This is a genomic window from Methylobacterium variabile (assembly GCF_001043975.1).
Classification (GTDB): domain Bacteria; phylum Pseudomonadota; class Alphaproteobacteria; order Rhizobiales; family Beijerinckiaceae; genus Methylobacterium; species Methylobacterium variabile.
The window spans coordinates 1-15,513 of sequence record NZ_LABY01000100.1; the positions used below are offsets into that span (position 1 = coordinate 1).

Consider the following 15,513-nt stretch of genomic DNA (forward strand, 5'->3'; position numbering starts at 1 on the left):
GCCGTCGCCGCGGCGGGAGGGAGTGCCGACGGCGATGAAGACCGCGTCGGCGCCGGCGACGGCCTCGGCGAGGTTGGTGGTGAAGGCGAGGCGCTCCTGGCGGACGTTGTCGGCGACCAGGGCGTCGAGGCCGGGCTCGTAGATCGGGATGCGGCCGTCCTTGAGGGCGGCGATCTTCTCCGGGGCGGTGTCGACGCACACGACGGTGTGGCCGAAATCCGCAAAGCACGCCCCCGACACAAGGCCGACATAGCCAGCCCCCACCATCACGATCTTCATGTGCGCGAATCCTGCCGATCGGGCTGACGTTTCAGGCGCCGCGTTTGATCAGGAAGCCCAGGCGTGTTCAAGGATATTCTGCAGGTCGCGGTACTTGGTTCTGGCGAACGGTCATCGTTTGTAGAAGTAGCGCCGGAAGTGCCTAAAGTTGTCATTTTTGTGACAATGCGGATCTGCGACATCGATCGTAACGCAGTCGATGGCAATATCGGCCCACACGCGGATTGATCGGTAGCGGTTACACCCGCACGCCAACTCTGCTATGCGTTGCCCGCTCCGCAACTGAGGGGATAGCCATGTCAGTAGCAGTCGTTGAAGAGCATCCAGGATATAACGAAATCGATATTTCGAGAGTTTTGATTGAAGCGGGCAATGGTTTAATTGAAATACTCGGTCGCAACAACAAAATATATATCGGAGATACGGACATTTGTGCTCATATTCATTTAAGAGTTAATGGTAGTAACTCCGCTTATATTGGTGATTATTGCGTGTTGAATGGCGTCAACATCCAGCTCGTCGCGCCGGGTTCATTGCGGATCGGGCATCGAACTGGGTTCAACGGCCATTCTCACATCCATATGCATGAGAGCGCAAGGATAGAAATAGGTGAAGATTGCTTGATTGCGGAGAATACAAACCTCTCAACATCGCATGTTCATAAAATCCTTGATCTCGCTACCGGCGAGCGTCTCAACCCACCTGGCGACGTCGTCCTAGAGGATCACGTCTGGAGCGCCGGCAGCGTATCGCTCTGGGGCGGCGCCCATGTTGGCCGGGACAGCATCATCGGCAGAGGCTCGTTCGTCTCCAAACAACGTTTCCCTCCCAACAGCCTGATCGTCGGCGCGCCGGCCAGGGTTGTTCGCGAAGGGGTGACGTGGGAGCATTAACGGCGTTCCCGTCGACCGGTCGCTCCGGTGGCGCGGCTGGATGGATCTATGCGGACACGATGCTCGCAAGGATCTCCGGATCGATCTGAATCGATCGATCCCATGGAAGGCTGCCGATTTGTGGGCCGACCTCGGTGCAGCGGATCTCGTAGTAATTGAGCCGCCGTGCCTGCGCGATCATCCAGAACAGCACCTCGCAGGCCGTGCTCGGCATGAAACAGAAGATTTGCGTTCCGGGTTTGCAGAAGGCGATGTTGGTGAGGGCGGCTCCCATCACGCCCGCGACGCGTTCCGCGCCCTTGAACATTCTGATCTGGGACTGGAAGTCGAGAACTCCGGAGAATGTCTCGGTGTAGCCGGCCTCGGTCAGCTTCCGCGCGACGACGCCCTCGTCGTGAAAATCGCGGGACGATCGCGGCCCGCGGCTGGCATAGATCTTCTTGTTGGGACCCACCGGGAGCGAGTTCGAGATTTCGTCGAAGCACTGCAGGACGAACGGCGAGAGGTATTGCGTGTGAGCCGTCAGTCCGTCCACGACGATGATGTGCTTGACAAAGACCGGATCGTCGCCGCTGACGATGATGTTGCCATCCCCGATGCCGATGGTGTTCAGGGCCTGCGAGGCGACGCGAACGAGGTCGGGCGAGGCGCGGTGGATCAGGACCGGCCAGTCGTCCACATGAAGGTGCTTGCGGGCAATCCAGGCCCGTGGGAGCATCTCGAGAATGAAATGTCCGTAATTGGTCGCGCCGCGGCTCTTCGTCAGGATGCATCGATCAATAGTTTCGGCGGCCTCGACTGACGGCAGGGATTTGATTTTGGTGATCGCCTCGTCGATTTCGCCGTCGCTATGGTATGTGCGCGTCTCCGGAATCAGGTTCAGGTCCCTGTCGAAGGCAAGGCCTTCCTTGGCGATGAAGACATCGAAGAATTCGAGAATCCTGATCTTGCGCCCCTCATGAACGGAGCGTTGCCACAGATTGTCGAGAAGGTTCCTCACCCCGTCCGGCATCGCTTCGATTTCGAGCAAATTCGGATATGCATAATATGAATTCGGACAGCTCAACTCAAAGACGCAGGGCTTGCTGCTGCTATATGATTGCCTGATGATCAAAGAATTTGTCATTAGCTTGCCAAGATTTGCTATATGGCCCCTCCAATATCGTTACGGGATTATGATGTCAATGGTACGCTCACTCAGTCTCGTCCTTGCGGCGGTAAGATTTGCGACAGCTTGCTCACGATGTTCGCAGACGTGATCCCGCAGCTCGGATGGATGGAAAAGTTAGCCGAAAATGGATCCGGGTCGAGGTCGAGGAAGCGGTGCGATGAGGCCCAGGCGACCGGCGGAACGGGCCCTCGCGAGGGCCGGGCTGAGTTTCGCCGGCCGATCCCGCATGACGCCTTCGCATGCCGTGCGCGCGGGACCGCCCCCGCCTCACGGCACCCCGACCCGCTCGCCCACCGTGTTGAACGCCGCCCGCCCCGGCGGCGGGCTCTCGACCGAGCGGAACAGGGTGCCGAGGCCGCCCAGCACCTCGAAGGAGCGCCGCGACAGGGCGCCGGCGGGCGCGCCGGGCGGGGGTGCGGTCGGAGCGGCGGCCTGGGCGCCGCGGGTGCCGGGCTTGTCGGACTCGAAGCCCGGCATGGGCTTGAGCTCGATGCCCTGGTGGGCCGGGGCCATCACCTCGTGGAAGGTCATCGCCGGCAGCGAGCCGCCGGTCATGTTCTTGGTCGAGGAATGGTCGTCGTTGCCGTACCAGACCGCGGTGACGAGGTTGCCGGTATAGCCGACGAACCAGGCATCCCGGTAGGCGTTGGTGGTGCCCGACTTGCCGGCGGTGCGCACGCCCTCGACCGCCGCCTTGCGGCCGGTGCCCTCGTCGACGACCTTGTTGAGCATGTAGTTCATGTCGGCGACGACGCGCGTCGAGAGCACCTGCTCGGGCGGCGCCTCGCTGGTGTCGTGGCGGTAGATCACCTCGCCGGCGCCGGTGCGGATCTCCGAGGCCGCGTAGGGCTTGGCCCGCCTGCCGCCGTTGGCGAACACCGCGTAGCCGGCCGCCTGGTCGATCACCGTCACCTCGGCCGAGCCGATCGGCAGCGAGACCGAATCGACCAGGTTGGTGGTGATGCCCATCTTGTGGGAGAGGTCGATGATCTTGGCCCGGCCGAGCTTGGCCGCGCGGGCATCGTGGGTCTCGCCGAGCTGCTTGCCCATGGCGATCGAGAACTGCACCGGGATGGTGTTGATCGATTTGGCCACCGCGATCCACAGCGGCATCGCGCCGGCGAAGGAACGGCCGTAATTCGCCGGGCACCAGTTGCCGATGCAGACCGGCCGGTCGACCACCCGCGTGTCGGGCCGCCACTGCCCGGTGGCGAGCGCCGCGGCGTAGACGTAGGGCTTGAACGAGGAGCCGGGCTGACGCAGCGCGTCGGTGGCGCGGTTGAACTGGCTCTGGCCGTAATCGGCGCCGCCCACCATCGCCCGCACGGCCCCGTCCGGGTCCATGGTCACCAGCGCCGCCTGCTCGACGTCGAAGGCGTCCCCGAACTGGCGCAGGACGTTCTCCACCGCCTGGTCGGCCCGCTTCTGGATCGCGAGGTCGAGCGGCGTCTTCACCACCAGCACCCGCTCCTTCTTCAGCTTGCCCTCGTCGGCGAGCTTCTTGATCTCGTTGAAGGCCCAGTCGAGGTAGTAGTCGGCGCTGATGTCGCGCGAGCGCGTCACCGGGGTCGCCGGGTTGCGCAGGGCCGACTGGATCTGGCCCTCGGTCAGGTAGCCGGCCTCCACCATGTTGTGCAGCACGTCCGCCGCGCGGGCCCGGGCCGCCGGCAGGTTGACGTGGGGGGCGTACTTCGTCGGCGCCTTGAACAGGCCGGCCAGCATCGCCGCTTCCGGCAGCGTGATGTCCTTCAGGTTCTTGCCGAAATAGTAGTCCGCCGCGGCCGCCGCCCCGAAGGTGCCACCGCCCATGTAGGCCCGGTCGAGGTAGAGCTTCAGGATCTCGTTCTTGGTCAGGTGGAACTCGAGCCAGAGGGCCAGGAACGCCTCGTTGACCTTGCGCTCGAGGGAGCGCTCGTTCGACAGGAACAGGTTCTTGGCGAGCTGCTGGGTGAGCGAGGAGCCGCCCTGGACGTGGCCGCCGCCGCGGGCGTTCACCGTCACGGCGCGGAGCGTCCCGATCGGGTCGATGCCCCAGTGCTCGTAGAAGCGCCGGTCCTCGGTCGAGATCAGGGCCTTGATCAGGATGTCGGGAAACTCGTCGATGCGCAGCGAGTCGTCGTGCTTGATGCCGCGCCGGCCGACCTCGGTGCCGTAGCGGTCGAGGAAGGTCACGGCGAGGTCCGGCGCCTTGAGCCAGTTCTCGCTGGTCTGGTTGAAGGCCGGCTGGGCGAGGGTCAGCATCACGACGCCGCCCGCGAGCCCCAGCGTCACGCCCTCGCTGGCGAGGTCGAGGACGAGGCGCTTGACGCCGCGGGTGCGGAAGCGCCGCTGGATCCGCTCCGAGACGCGCTCATAGGCCTCGCCGAACGAGCGGCCGCCGCTGTAGAGGCCGTCGTTCAGCCAGGCATCGAAGCCGAGCGCCCCTTGCGACAGGCGGGTCCAGAGAGTGGTCAGCCGGTTCAGGGGCACGGCGGCGGGTTCCTCGGGTGGCGCGGGTTCAGGTCTAGCAAGCCTCGCAGCCCAGCGCGAGACGCTAGACGGAGACCTGGGCGGCCGCGAGGCGGGTCGCGGCGCGCCGTGTGCTATATGGGGCGCGCGGGCGCCGACACGACGTCGCAGGAGTGCTGAGCCGCGCCCGGCCGCGCTTGCCCGCGGCCGGCGGGCGCGGCAGAGGAGGGGAGACCTCCCGCCCGTCACATCCGCACCCGCGCCGTCACCCGGCGCCCTCGAGGCCGAGCATCCGTGGCCACAGCCCGCAAGTCCCCGCGCCCGCCCGCCTCCCTCAAGGCCGCGACCCCGTTCTGGCGCGAGAAGAGCCTGGAGGCGATGAGCCCCGAGGAGTGGGAGAGCCTGTGCGACGGCTGCGGCCGCTGCTGCCTCTTGAAGCTCGAGGACGAGGACACGGCGGAGATCCACTACACCGACATCGGCTGCACCCTGCTCGATGCCGGCACCTGCCGCTGCCGCGACTACGCCCGGCGCCAGCGCCGCGTCCCCGACTGCGTGCGGCTGACGCCCGAGGCGGTGCGCACCCTGCCCTGGCTGCCGCCGACCTGCGGCTACCGCTTGGTGCGGGACGGGCACGACTTGCCCTGGTGGCATCCCCTGGTCTCCGGCACCCGCCGCACCGTCCACGAGGCCGGCATCTCGGTCCGCGGCCGGGTCAGCGGCACCGAGGAGGAGTTCGAGACCGACGAGCTGCCGGACCGCATCGTCGCCTGGCCGGGCCAAGATCCTCAAGGCCAAGATCCTCAGGGCCAGGATCCTCTGAGCCAAGACCCTCGGAGCCAAGACCCTCGGAGCCAAGACCCTCAGAGCCGAGATCCTCGACGCCAAAACCCTCGGAGCCGGGACCCGCTGGCCGGAAAGTGATACCCGCCGGGAGTTTTTGAGGAACCGTGCCAGCCGGGCGACGTTCCCCGGCAGTACGGAACGGTGCGGCTCAACCCAGTGCTGTTCGAGACGTGCCGCGCGATGCGTCAGCAACGTCCAAGTGATCGCGCGTGCGAGCGCGCATTCCGAGGAGGACGCCATGGGCCTGTTCTCGAAGCCGATCAAGAGCATGGACGATCTGTTCCATCACATGCTCCAAGACATCTACTACGCCGAGCAGCAGATCACGAAGGCGCTGCCGAAGATGATCGCCAAGGCGAGCGATCCGCAGCTGAAAGCGGGCTTCGAGACGCACCTGCGCGAGACCGAGGGCCAGATCCGGCGGCTCGACCAGGTGTTCCAGACGCTGGGCCAGCCCGCCAAGGGCGTGCGCTGCGCCGCGATGGACGGCATCATCGCCGAGGCCGAGGAGATCATCGGCGACACCGACGACGCCGAAGTGCGCGACGCTGCCATGCTGGCCGCCGCCCAGGCCGTCGAGCACTACGAGATCACCCGCTACGGCACGATCATCGCCTACGCCCAGCAGCTCGGGCGCAAGGACGTGATCGGTCCGCTGCAGCAGACCCTCGAGGAGGAGAAGGCGACCGACAAGAAGCTCACCTCCCTCGCCGAGAGCAAGGTCAACCGCAAGGCCGCCTGATCCCGGGACGGCGCGGATACGAATCGGCCTCGCAGGCCGCGTTGGCACGCGGCTTGCAAGACCTCTCCAGGCCCTCATGGGCGTTTCCTCCCTCGACTTGGGGCCCCGCCGCAACCTCGCGCGCGGGGCCTTCCTTCGTGGGCGGCCGTTGCCATCGGGCGCGGGCCGCCCGATAACCCGGGCGACCGGAGACAACCCCGACATGGCCCTCACCGTCGCGGTCCAGATGGACCCGATCCAGGCGATCCGCATCGCCGGCGACACCACCTTCGCGCTGCTGCTGGAGGCCCAGGCCCGCGGCCACACGCTCCTGCACTACACGCCCGACCGGCTCTCGATGCGCGACGGGCGCGTCACCGCCCGGGTCGAGCCCCTGCGGGTGCAGGACGTCGAGGGCGACCACGCAGCCCTCGGGCCCCAGGAGCGGATCGACTTACGCGAGGTCGACGTGGTGCTGATGCGCCAGGACCCGCCCTTCGACCTCGCCTACATCACGGCGACGCACCTGCTCGAGCGCATCCACCCCGAGACGCTCGTGGTGAACAACCCCTTCGAGGTGCGCAACGCCCCCGAGAAGCTGTTCGTCACCGCCTATCCGGAGCTGATGCCGCCGACCCTGATCACCCGCGACAAGCGCGAGATCGAGGAGTTCCGGGCCGAGCACGGCGCCGTGGTGATGAAGCCGCTGCACGGCCACGGCGGCGCCGCGGTGCTGCGGGTGCTCCCCGACGACCCGAATTTCGGCTCGATGTACGACCTGTTCGCGGTCACCTTCCGCGAGCCCTGGGTGGTGCAGCGCTTCCTGCCGCGCATCACCGAGGGCGACAAGCGCATCATCCTGGTCGACGGCGAGCCCCTCGGCGCGGTCAACCGGGTGCCGGCGGCCAACGACATCCGCTCCAACATGGTGCGGGGCGGCACCGGGGGGGCCACCGCGCTCACCCCGCGCGAGCAGGAGATCTGCGCCGCGATCGGCCCCGAGCTGCGCCGCCGCGGCCTGATCCTGGTCGGCATCGACGTGATCGACGGCAACCTGACCGAGATCAACGTCACCTCGCCGACCGGCATCCGGGCGATCAAGCGCCTCGGCGGCCCCGACCTCGCGGTCGCGGTCTGGGACGCGATCGAGGCCAAGGTGACGAAGCCGCAGGTGGCATAGATCGCCCGCGACGGGCGCTCCCGAATCGGACATTCCCTGGTCGCATCGAACCCAAGGGAAGCTGCCTGATGTCCGAGCCCTACGGCGCTTTCGTGCGGTTGCATGTTGCCCGCGCGGATCTGGTCCACTGGCTGGAGACCTCGCCGCCGGATCCGGCCCGCTGGACGGATTGGCGCGACCTCGGCGGCCGCTGGTGCCTCGACGACGGGGCCGAGGAACTCGCGCAGGCCACGGCCGAGGAGATGGCGACCTACGCCCGGGAGGCCGGGGAGCGGCTCGCGCGCTGGCCGACCGTGCGGGCCGCGTTCCGGGGGCTGTTCGAGCACTGCGAGGCGGCGAATACGCGCCACATCACCTACGATTGCGTGGAGCAGGAGTTCGTCGCCGGCTCGTGGATGTACGACGAGAACCTGATCGCGTTCCTCGCCTTCCTGACCCTGGTCCGCGGGGCCGAGGACGCCCTCGGTCCGGACGGCACCGGCGTCGCGGTGATCCACGACTACGTGTTCTCCCCCGCCGAGGCCGAGGCGACCGCCGCCGCGATGCGTCTCGGCCCGGGCAAAGCGTCGCGCCTGCTGGGGGAGGACGAGCAGGCGAGCGCCGTCGCGGTGTTCCAGGCCATGATGGACGGCATCCTCGCCGACCCGGACGACCCGCTGCCCTTCGTGGATCAGCTCGACGAGATCCGGTAGCGCGGCGGGTCAGCCCGCGTCCTCCCCCAGCGTGTCCTCGATGTAGAGCCGGTCGAGCAGCACCTTGGCGACCGCCATCAGGGGCAGGGCCAGGGCCACCCCCCAGAGGCCGAACAGCACGCCGAGCAGGATCTGCCCGGCGAACAGGGTGGCGGGCGGGATGTCGAGCGCCCGCTTCTGCACGAACGGCGTCAGCACGTAGCTCTCGAGGGTCTGCACCAGCAGGTAGACGGCAAGGCCCGCGATCACCCCCTTGAGGCCCGAGGCGAGGCATGCCAGCACGATGATGATGCCGGCGATCAGCGCCCCGATGGTCGGGATGAAGCAGAGCAGGCCGGCCTGGAGCCCGAGGATCAGGGCGCCGTCGATGCCCACGAGGGTCAGCCCGAGCCAGACGCAGACGAAGATCGCCGCCATCACGACGAGCTGCCCGAACAGCCAGTGGCGCAGGGTGATGCCGATGTCGTCGGCGACGGAGGCCGCGTGGGTGCGGTGGCGCGGGGGCACGAAGCGCAGCAGCCCGTCGCGGTAGGTCCGCGGGTCGGCCGCCACGAACAGGCCGAGCACCACCACGATGAACACGTTGCCGATGGCGCCGAACACCGCCATGGCCACCATCGAGGCTTGGCCGAGCACGCTGCCGGCGCCCGACAGGAGCGTGCCGGGGCTCGGCAGGCCGCCGGCCCGGGGAGCGCTCTTCGCATCGTCGCCCGCCTCGCTGCCCCCTTGCGACGCCGCCTCCTTCAGCTTGCCGAAATCGAGGAAGCGGGTGTCGATCCCGCGGACGTCGAGCCAGGACTTCACGGTGCCGGATTGCTGCCGCAGCGTCTGCCCCAGGCGCTCCGCCTCACCCGCCACGGTGGCGCCGCCGAACCCGACCATGCCGAGCACCAGGGCCGTGAGCAGCACGCTGACGATCGCGAGGCGCCACCCGTGCCCCAGGGGGACGACGCGGCCGAGATAGTGGGTGAGCCCTTCGAGGAAGACCGCGAACAGGATGCCGGCGAAGATCAGGAGCAGCGTGTCGGCCGAGCGCCAGGCCAGCAGCATGAGGGCCGTGAACGCCGCCACTCCGATGCCGGCGAGGACCAGCGGCCGGGTGCTCGCCCAGAGCGGGCTGGTGGTGTCCTGAGGTGGGGAAACGGGCATGTCCGATGATCTCTCCGCCGGCGGAGCGGGCCGCCGCGCTGGACAGATAGCCGCGCGCGGCCGTTCGGCGACCGCGGATGCGCCCCGGTCCCCCGTTATCCTTCCTCGCGCCGGCGCCGGACGCCGGCGAGCACGGCCGGGTGCGGGGCGGTCGACCAGTTCGTCGCCGGCGGGGCCGTGGCGATGGGCTTGGGCAGGGCGAGCGGCGCGGGCGGGCGTCGGGGCGCCCAGTCCGCCACCTCCACGACCTCGATGATCGGCCGCCGCCGGGGCTTCCGGCGCACCGGCTGCGCCCCCCGTCCGCCCAGGAGGCGCAGGAGGGCCCAGCCGGCGAGGCCGCCCCAGGCGAGCAGGACACCCCCGGGCGTCGGCCGGTCGGAGAGCAGGATGGTCCCGAGCCCGACGAGGGCGCAGGCCACCGCGAGGTTGCGCGCGCTGAGCGGGTCGAACGGCAGCTGATCGGGGGATCGGGGATCTGACGGCATGGCCGGATCCTGCCGCAGCTCCGTCAGCGATTCCTCAGCCCGACCGCTCGAATTCTCCGTAATCCCCGGTTCTCACCGTCACCAGCGCGCGGCGGCGGCCGCGTCGTGCTCGGTCGCCTCGACCCAGCCGCCGAGGCTGCCGTCGGCCCGGTGCTCGCGCTTCCAGAACGGCGCCCGGGTCTTGAGGTAGTCCATCAGGAAGCTCGCCGCCTCGAAGGCGGCCGTGCGGTGGGCGGAGGCGGCCAGCACCAGCACGATGCCCTCGCCCGGGCGGATCAGGCCGTGGCGGTGGATCGCCACGGCGCCCTGGAGCGGCCAGCGCCGCGCGGCCTCCTCAAGCACGCGGCCGATCTCGGCCTCGGCCATGCCGGGATAATGCTCGAGCTCGAGGGCGGCGAGGCGCCCGTCCTCGTCGCGGCACAGGCCGGTGAAGCTCACGATGGCGCCCGCCCGCCCGCCGAGCTCCGCCGTGAGGGCGGCGATCTCCGCCGCGACGTCGAAGGGCTCGGGCTGGATCGAGAGGCGAGGGGTCATGGCGGGTCCGGGCGTCACGGGGGTGCCCGCGTCTTATACCAGCGCGCTCCCGCATCGACAGGTCGATGCGGGAGCGTCCGGCGCACGGTCACGACCTGGGCTCCCGCGCCGGCGCCCGGTCGGGTGCCGCTCCGCCACCAGCGATCTGCGCTGCGACCCGGGGCTGTCGGCGGCGGCGGAGTGGCGTAGATGGGAGGCAAGGAACGGCCGGACCGCGCGAGGATCCGGCCGGACGGAGGACCGACCCGTGACCCCAGACCTCCTCCTCCCCTTCGACGACACTGAGCCGACCTTCGCCGCCCGGCCGGTCTGGTGCGGCCGCGGCAGCGCGGTGATCGGGCGGGCCAGCCTCGGAGCCCAGGCCTGGCTCGGCGACGAATCGGTGATCCGGGCCGACGGGCACGACGTCGTCGTGGGCGACCGGTTCTGGCTCGGCGCCCGCTCGACCCTGCACATCGCTGCCGAGGTCTACCCTTGCATCGTCGGCGACCGGGTCACGGTCGGGCGCGATGCGGTGGTCCATGCCTGCACGGTCGGCGACGATTGCGTGATCGAGGATGCCTGCGTGGTCCTCGACGGCTCGCTGATCGAGGACGGGGTGCTGCTGGAAGCCGGCAGCACGGTGTTTCCGCGCACCACCCTGCCGGCGGGCTTCGTCTGCGCCGGCAGCCCGGCCCGGCCGGTGCGGGCGCTGGTCCCCGGCGAGCTCACCGAGCGGGCCGAGCGCCTGCGCGAGGCCGCAGCCAGCGAGCCCGCCGCGACCCCCGGCGGCGACTTCGCGCCCGATGCCGCGGTGTTCGTGGCCCGCACCGCCCGGCTGCGCGGCCGGATCGCCCTGGCGCCGGGGGCGAGCGTGTTCTTCTCCTGCGCCCTCGACGCCGCCGTAGGCCCGATCGTGATCGACGAGAACGTGAACGTGCAGGACAATTGCGTGCTGTGCACCCGGGGCGACGGGCTGGTGATCGGGCGCGACACCACGCTTGGGCACAACGTGCGCGCCAGCGACGGCCGCATCGGCCCGGGCTGCCTCGTCGGCATGGGCGCGCTCCTCGGTCCGGGCACGGTGATCGAGGCGGACGTGCTGCTCGCCGCCGGCAGCGCCACCGATCCCGGGCAGGTGCTGACGTCGGGCTGGCTCTGGGGCGGGCGCCCGGCGCGCGCGCTGTCGCGCCTCGATTCCGAGCGCCGCGCCATGATGTCCCGCACCGTCGCGAGCTACGCCGCCTACGGCCGGGCCTACCGCAAGATCCAGGCGCGGCTGGGCGGCGTCTGAGCCGGACTGCGCGGGCGTGGTCGCCGGCGCAGCGACGAGGGACCTGCGCCAGGCCGAGAGCCTGCGACCGCCGCGCCGTCGGAACGAGTCCGTTCGCAGGTGCCTCCGTTCGCAGGTGCCGCGGTCTCAGAGCCCCGCCACGGCCCGGCCCGAACCGCTGCGGCGGGCCGCCTCCGCCACGTCGAGGAGGTGGGAAAGCTCGGCGGCGGCGGCGGCGACCCGCTCGGCGACCCGGGGATCGGTCACGATCCCGTCCTGGATCTCCGCCTCGCCGGCATAGACCGCGGTCGGCGCGACGTGGGCGGTGAAGAAGCCGAAGAGCGGCCGCAGCTGGTGCTCGACCATCAGGGCGTGGCGCGGGCCGCCCCCGGTCGCCGTGATGGCCACCGGCTTGCCGGCGAGCGCCGCGGGGTCGAGGAAGTCGATCACGTGCTTGAACAGGCCCGAATACGAGCCGTTATGCACCGGCGAGCCGACGATCAGGCCATCGGCGCCCTCGATCGCCTCGATCATGTGGGCGATCGGCAGGGGCAGGGCCTGCCGGGTGGTGGCGCCGAGGCCCGTGCCGAGATCGGCCAGGTCGTGCACCTTCAGCTCGATCGGGCGGCGGCGGGACAGCTCGGCGGCGACGGCCTCCACCAGCGCGCGGGTCCGGGACGGGCGGCGGACGTTGCCCGAGAAGGCGACGATGCGGGCTGGTCTCACGGCGGGCTCCGGTTGGCTGGCGGACGGGGAATTCTGGTACGGGCTCGCTGAGCAGACTTGCGCTGGCGGGCCAACGCTGCGTCGGCTTAGGTTCTTGTTCTGTCGCAGGTTTTTGTCGCAAAACGGCAACCGCTTGTGCGAAACCTGCTCGGGCCGGTCGCGTCCTCCCTCGGGATCGTCGCGGCCGGCGAGGCCCGCGACGGTTCCGAATGTGCCGGGCGCTCGCGGAAGGTCAATGCGAAACCGGTGCCAGGGCTCCCCGTCTCTTAACGGGACGCGGCGTCCCACTCCCCCAATAGATGGGGCAGGTGGGTGAATTCGTCGAAAACCCGGAAGGCTCCTGCGGCCAAAAGGTCCGCCCCGGCCCGGTCGTGCGCCCAGTGGCCGCCGCCGCAGAAGCCGAGGACCGGCATGCCGGCGCTCCTCGCCGCGGTGACGCCCGGCACGCTGTCCTCGATCACCACGCAGGCGCCCGGTGGGACGCCCATCTGCTCGGCCGCGTAGAGGAAGAGGTCCGGAAAGGGCTTGCCCCGCGACACCATGCTGGCGCTGAAGACGTGCTCGCCGAACAGCGGCAGCAGGCCGGTGAGCTGGAGCGCGTGCCGCAGGCGCTGGGGATCGCTGCTCGAGGCGACGCAGCGCCGGTCCGGCATCACGCCCAGCACGTCGGCGACGCCCGCGATCGCCTTCAGCTCGGCGTCGAAGGCCCGCAGGGTGTCGGCCCGCACCGCGTCGACGAAGCCCTCGGGCGTGGGCACGCCGTAGTCGCGGGCGATGTGCGCCATGATCGAGGTCATGCTGGTGCCGGTGAAGCGCCGCGCCACCGTGTCGAGGTCGATCGGCACGCCGATGCGCCGCAAGGCCTCGGTCAGGCGCACGAGGCTGATCGGCTCGCTGTCCACCAGCACCCCGTCGCAATCGAAGATCACCAGCTCCGGCCGCGCTCCCGCGCCGCCCGTCCTACCGTCCATGCCGCTCCCCTCGGCAGGCTTCGCAAAAGCGGGTGCCGGTTTTGCGATCGAAAGCCTGCGACAGACCAGAAACCTGAGCGCACGCCCCTGGCACGGCGGGGAGGCCGGGATCAATCCGCCACGGCGCCGCGTGCACACCCGCCGCGACGGCGCTCCCGCGCCTTAACTCCTTGCACCCGCAGGGGCGGCTCTCTACTCAAGGTGCCGCGCGTCCCCCGCGGGCGCGGTCGGAGCCCTGAATGATCCGCTTCCTGTGCCGCTGCCTCGGCCTGCTGCTCCTCGCGGCCGGCTTCGTCGGGATCGTCTACGACGGCGCCCGCTCGATCGCCAACAACGCGGTGCTCGTCACCTCGGTCAGCGACGTCGCGGCGGCGCTGCTGAAGGACCGGGCCGCGAGCCTCCAGGCGATGGCCGAGGGCGGGCAGCCGGCCCTGTGGAAGCTCCTCGGCCTGCCCTTCACGCTCTCGCCGGCCGCCCCGATCGCCCTGGTCCTCGGCCTCGCGCTGCTCTGGCTCGGCCAGCCGCCGCGGTCCGGCATCGGAACGAGCTTCCGCCCGTGAGCACCGGACGACCGTCCGGCGGGACGCCGAGATCCCCTGCGACGACACTCCCTATGACGACGGACTCAGCCGGCGATGCGGCCTGACACGATCGCGCGGACCGCCCTCGCGGTCCTGCCCGGACTCACCCTCTGCGTCGCGATCACGGCGGCGGCGAGCCTCGTCCAGGCCGCGGAGGAGCACCTCGTCCACCATCCCTACGTCGAGGCCCTGGTGATCGCGATCCTGGCCGGCATCGCGATCCGCTCGGTCTGGGAGCCGGGACCGCGCTGGCGCGTCGGCATCGCCTTCAGCGCCAAGCAGCTGCTCGAGGTCGCCGTGATGCTGCTCGGCGCCTCGATCAGCCTCAGGGCCCTCGTCGCCTCGGGGCCGGCGCTGCTGGCCGGCATCGTCGCCACCGTGGTGATCGCGCTCGGCGCGAGCTACGCCATCGGCCGCCTGCTCGGCCTGCCGGCCCGGATGTCGATCCTGATCGCCTGCGGCAACGCCATCTGCGGCAACTCGGCCATCGCCGCCGTCGCCCCGGTGATCGGCGCCCGCAGCGACGACGTCGCCTCCTCGATCGCCTTCACGGCGATCCTCGGCGTGCTGGTGGTGCTCGGCTTGCCGCTGCTGATCCCGCTGCTGGGCACCACGCCGACGGAGTACGGCGTGCTCGCCGGCCTCACGGTCTACGCGGTGCCGCAGGTGCTGGCCGCCACCGTACCGGTGAGCCTCGTCAGCACCCAGGTCGGCACGCTCGTCAAGCTCGTGCGGGTGCTGATGCTCGGGCCCGTGGTCCTCGGCCTGTCGCTGCTGGCCTCGCGCCTGCGCGACGAGCCCGGCGCCCCGGCCGAGACGCGCAGGCGGCTCGGCTTCTTCAAGCTGGTGCCGTGGTTCATCCTCGGCTTCCTCTCCCTCGCCGCCGCCCGCTCCCTCGGCCTCGTGCCCGACGCGGCGCAGGCGCCCCTGACCCGAATGGCCGGGATCCTGACGGTGATCGCCATGGCGGCCCTCGGCCTCGGCGTCGACGTGCGGGTGGTGGCCCGGGTCGGCGGCCGGGTGACGCTCGCGGTCGTCGCCTCCCTGGGCGTCCTGCTCCTCGTCAGCATCGCCCTGGTGCGGGGGCTGGGGATCTCCTGATGCCGCCGCGCCGTCGAACGGACTTGTTCGGCGGCGCGGGCTGAGCCTGAAAGCGCGCTGGTATGAGCGGGGGCTCGCCGGTGCAGCCCGCCCCCGTTCAGGGCGCCTCCGCGTCGTCGCCAAACGCGGCGACCACCGTCTCGATGGGCAGGAACAGCGTGCGGCAGTCCTGCGGAAATTCGATGAATTCGGCGCATCGCAGGTAGAAGCGCCTCGCCGCCTCGTCCTTCGCCTGGATCATGACGGCGCCGATGCCGATGCTCCGCGAAGCGAGGGCGATCCGGCGCAGCGCGTCGGAGAGAATGTCGGCGCCGAGCCCCCGGCCGGCGTGGCTGCGGTCGACGGCCAGCCGCCCGATCACTGATACCCTCGCGCCTTCGCATCGACACGTCGATGCGAAGGCGTCCGGCGCATCAGCGCCGGCGCCCGTTCGGGCTTGCCTTGCGCCTCCGAACGAGTCCGTTCGAAGGCGCGGCGGTATTAC

16 protein-coding genes and 2 pseudogenes are annotated in these 15,513 nt (G+C 69.9%); 9 read left to right on the forward strand and 9 right to left on the reverse strand.

All coding sequences use genetic code 11. The features are described from left to right. Positions 1 to 279 (reverse strand): 3-hydroxyacyl-CoA dehydrogenase NAD-binding domain-containing protein (locus VQ02_RS15355; protein WP_048445075.1); only part of this gene is annotated, 279 nt, incomplete at its 3' end. 63 nt (positions 280 to 342) lie between these two features. Here VQ02_RS15355 and VQ02_RS37130 point away from each other — a divergent pair. Further along, positions 343 to 507: a hypothetical protein gene (locus VQ02_RS37130; RefSeq protein ID WP_157080640.1), complete on the forward strand. Its 165-nt coding sequence runs from the start codon at positions 343 to 345 to the stop codon at positions 505 to 507. Positions 508 to 575: 68 nt separating this feature from the next. Beyond that, on the forward strand, positions 576 to 1,172 hold the full coding sequence (locus VQ02_RS37135; protein WP_157080641.1) for an acyltransferase: 597 nt from the start codon (positions 576 to 578) through the stop codon (positions 1,170 to 1,172). Between the two features lie 46 nt (positions 1,173 to 1,218). Here VQ02_RS37135 and VQ02_RS15360 read toward each other — a convergent pair whose 3' ends face one another. Both VQ02_RS15360 and VQ02_RS15365 read right to left on the reverse strand, forming a co-directional pair. Then, complete coding sequence (locus VQ02_RS15360) at positions 1,219 to 2,202, reverse strand: glycosyltransferase family 61 protein (protein WP_167350752.1); 984 nt, start codon at positions 2,200 to 2,202, stop codon at positions 1,219 to 1,221. Positions 2,203 to 2,610: 408 nt separating this feature from the next. Beyond that, the gene (locus tag VQ02_RS15365; RefSeq protein ID WP_048445077.1) at positions 2,611 to 4,812 is read right to left on the reverse strand and encodes a transglycosylase domain-containing protein; all 2,202 of its coding nucleotides are present in this window, start codon (positions 4,810 to 4,812) and stop codon (positions 2,611 to 2,613) included. Positions 4,813 to 5,169: 357 nt separating this feature from the next. Between VQ02_RS15365 and VQ02_RS39185 the strand changes: the two are divergent. The 4 genes and pseudogenes from VQ02_RS39185 to VQ02_RS15385 all read left to right on the forward strand — a co-directional run. Beyond that, positions 5,170 to 5,580: pseudogene (locus tag VQ02_RS39185) on the forward strand (YcgN family cysteine cluster protein); the annotation flags it as partial. A 295-nt stretch (positions 5,581 to 5,875) separates the two neighbouring features. Continuing rightward, positions 5,876 to 6,379: a YciE/YciF ferroxidase family protein gene (locus VQ02_RS15375; RefSeq protein WP_048445078.1), complete on the forward strand. Its 504-nt coding sequence runs from the start codon at positions 5,876 to 5,878 to the stop codon at positions 6,377 to 6,379. Positions 6,380 to 6,581: 202 nt separating this feature from the next. Continuing rightward, a complete protein-coding gene (gene gshB, locus VQ02_RS15380; RefSeq protein ID WP_048445079.1) occupies positions 6,582 to 7,538 on the forward strand; it encodes a glutathione synthase in 957 nt (318 codons plus the stop codon). 68 nt (positions 7,539 to 7,606) lie between these two features. Then, positions 7,607 to 8,230 (forward strand): hypothetical protein, encoded by a 624-nt coding sequence (locus VQ02_RS15385; RefSeq protein ID WP_048445080.1) that lies wholly within the window; start codon positions 7,607 to 7,609, stop codon positions 8,228 to 8,230. 9 nt (positions 8,231 to 8,239) lie between these two features. Here the strand turns inward: VQ02_RS15385 and VQ02_RS15390 are convergent, their stop codons facing one another. From VQ02_RS15390 to VQ02_RS15400, 3 genes are all read right to left on the reverse strand, one after another. Continuing rightward, entirely contained in the window at positions 8,240 to 9,379 is a 1,140-nt protein-coding gene (locus tag VQ02_RS15390) for an AI-2E family transporter (protein ID WP_048445081.1), read from the reverse strand. A gap of 95 nt (positions 9,380 to 9,474) precedes the next feature. Next, the gene (locus VQ02_RS15395; protein WP_048445082.1) at positions 9,475 to 9,864 is read right to left on the reverse strand and encodes a hypothetical protein; all 390 of its coding nucleotides are present in this window, start codon (positions 9,862 to 9,864) and stop codon (positions 9,475 to 9,477) included. Positions 9,865 to 9,942: 78 nt separating this feature from the next. Next, on the reverse strand, positions 9,943 to 10,398 hold the full coding sequence (locus tag VQ02_RS15400; protein WP_048445083.1) for a molybdenum cofactor biosynthesis protein MoaE: 456 nt from the start codon (positions 10,396 to 10,398) through the stop codon (positions 9,943 to 9,945). Positions 10,399 to 10,645: 247 nt separating this feature from the next. Between VQ02_RS15400 and VQ02_RS15405 the strand changes: the two genes are divergently transcribed. Further along, positions 10,646 to 11,671, forward strand: coding sequence for a gamma carbonic anhydrase family protein (locus tag VQ02_RS15405; RefSeq protein WP_048445084.1), 1,026 nt, complete (start codon positions 10,646 to 10,648; stop codon positions 11,669 to 11,671). A 126-nt stretch (positions 11,672 to 11,797) separates the two neighbouring features. Here VQ02_RS15405 and msuE read toward each other — a convergent pair whose 3' ends face one another. Together msuE and VQ02_RS15415 are read right to left on the reverse strand one after the other, a co-directional pair. Further along, entirely contained in the window at positions 11,798 to 12,376 is a 579-nt protein-coding gene (gene msuE / locus VQ02_RS15410; protein WP_048445085.1) for an FMN reductase, read from the reverse strand. Between the two features lie 266 nt (positions 12,377 to 12,642). Continuing rightward, positions 12,643 to 13,347 carry an HAD family hydrolase gene (locus VQ02_RS15415; RefSeq protein WP_048445086.1) on the reverse strand — a complete coding sequence of 235 codons (705 nt, stop codon included), beginning with the start codon at positions 13,345 to 13,347 and terminating at the stop codon, positions 12,643 to 12,645. A 239-nt stretch (positions 13,348 to 13,586) separates the two neighbouring features. Between VQ02_RS15415 and VQ02_RS15420 the strand changes: the two genes are divergently transcribed. Further along, positions 13,587 to 13,907, forward strand: a complete 321-nt coding sequence (locus tag VQ02_RS15420) for a hypothetical protein (protein WP_048445087.1) — start codon at positions 13,587 to 13,589, stop codon at positions 13,905 to 13,907. Positions 13,908 to 13,982: 75 nt separating this feature from the next. Beyond that, on the forward strand, positions 13,983 to 15,029 hold the full coding sequence (locus VQ02_RS15425; RefSeq protein ID WP_048445088.1) for a YeiH family protein: 1,047 nt from the start codon (positions 13,983 to 13,985) through the stop codon (positions 15,027 to 15,029). 97 nt (positions 15,030 to 15,126) lie between these two features. Here VQ02_RS15425 and VQ02_RS15430 read toward each other — a convergent pair. Beyond that, positions 15,127 to 15,399: pseudogene (locus tag VQ02_RS15430) on the reverse strand (GNAT family N-acetyltransferase); the annotation flags it as partial. Positions 15,400 to 15,513 lie beyond the last annotated feature (114 nt).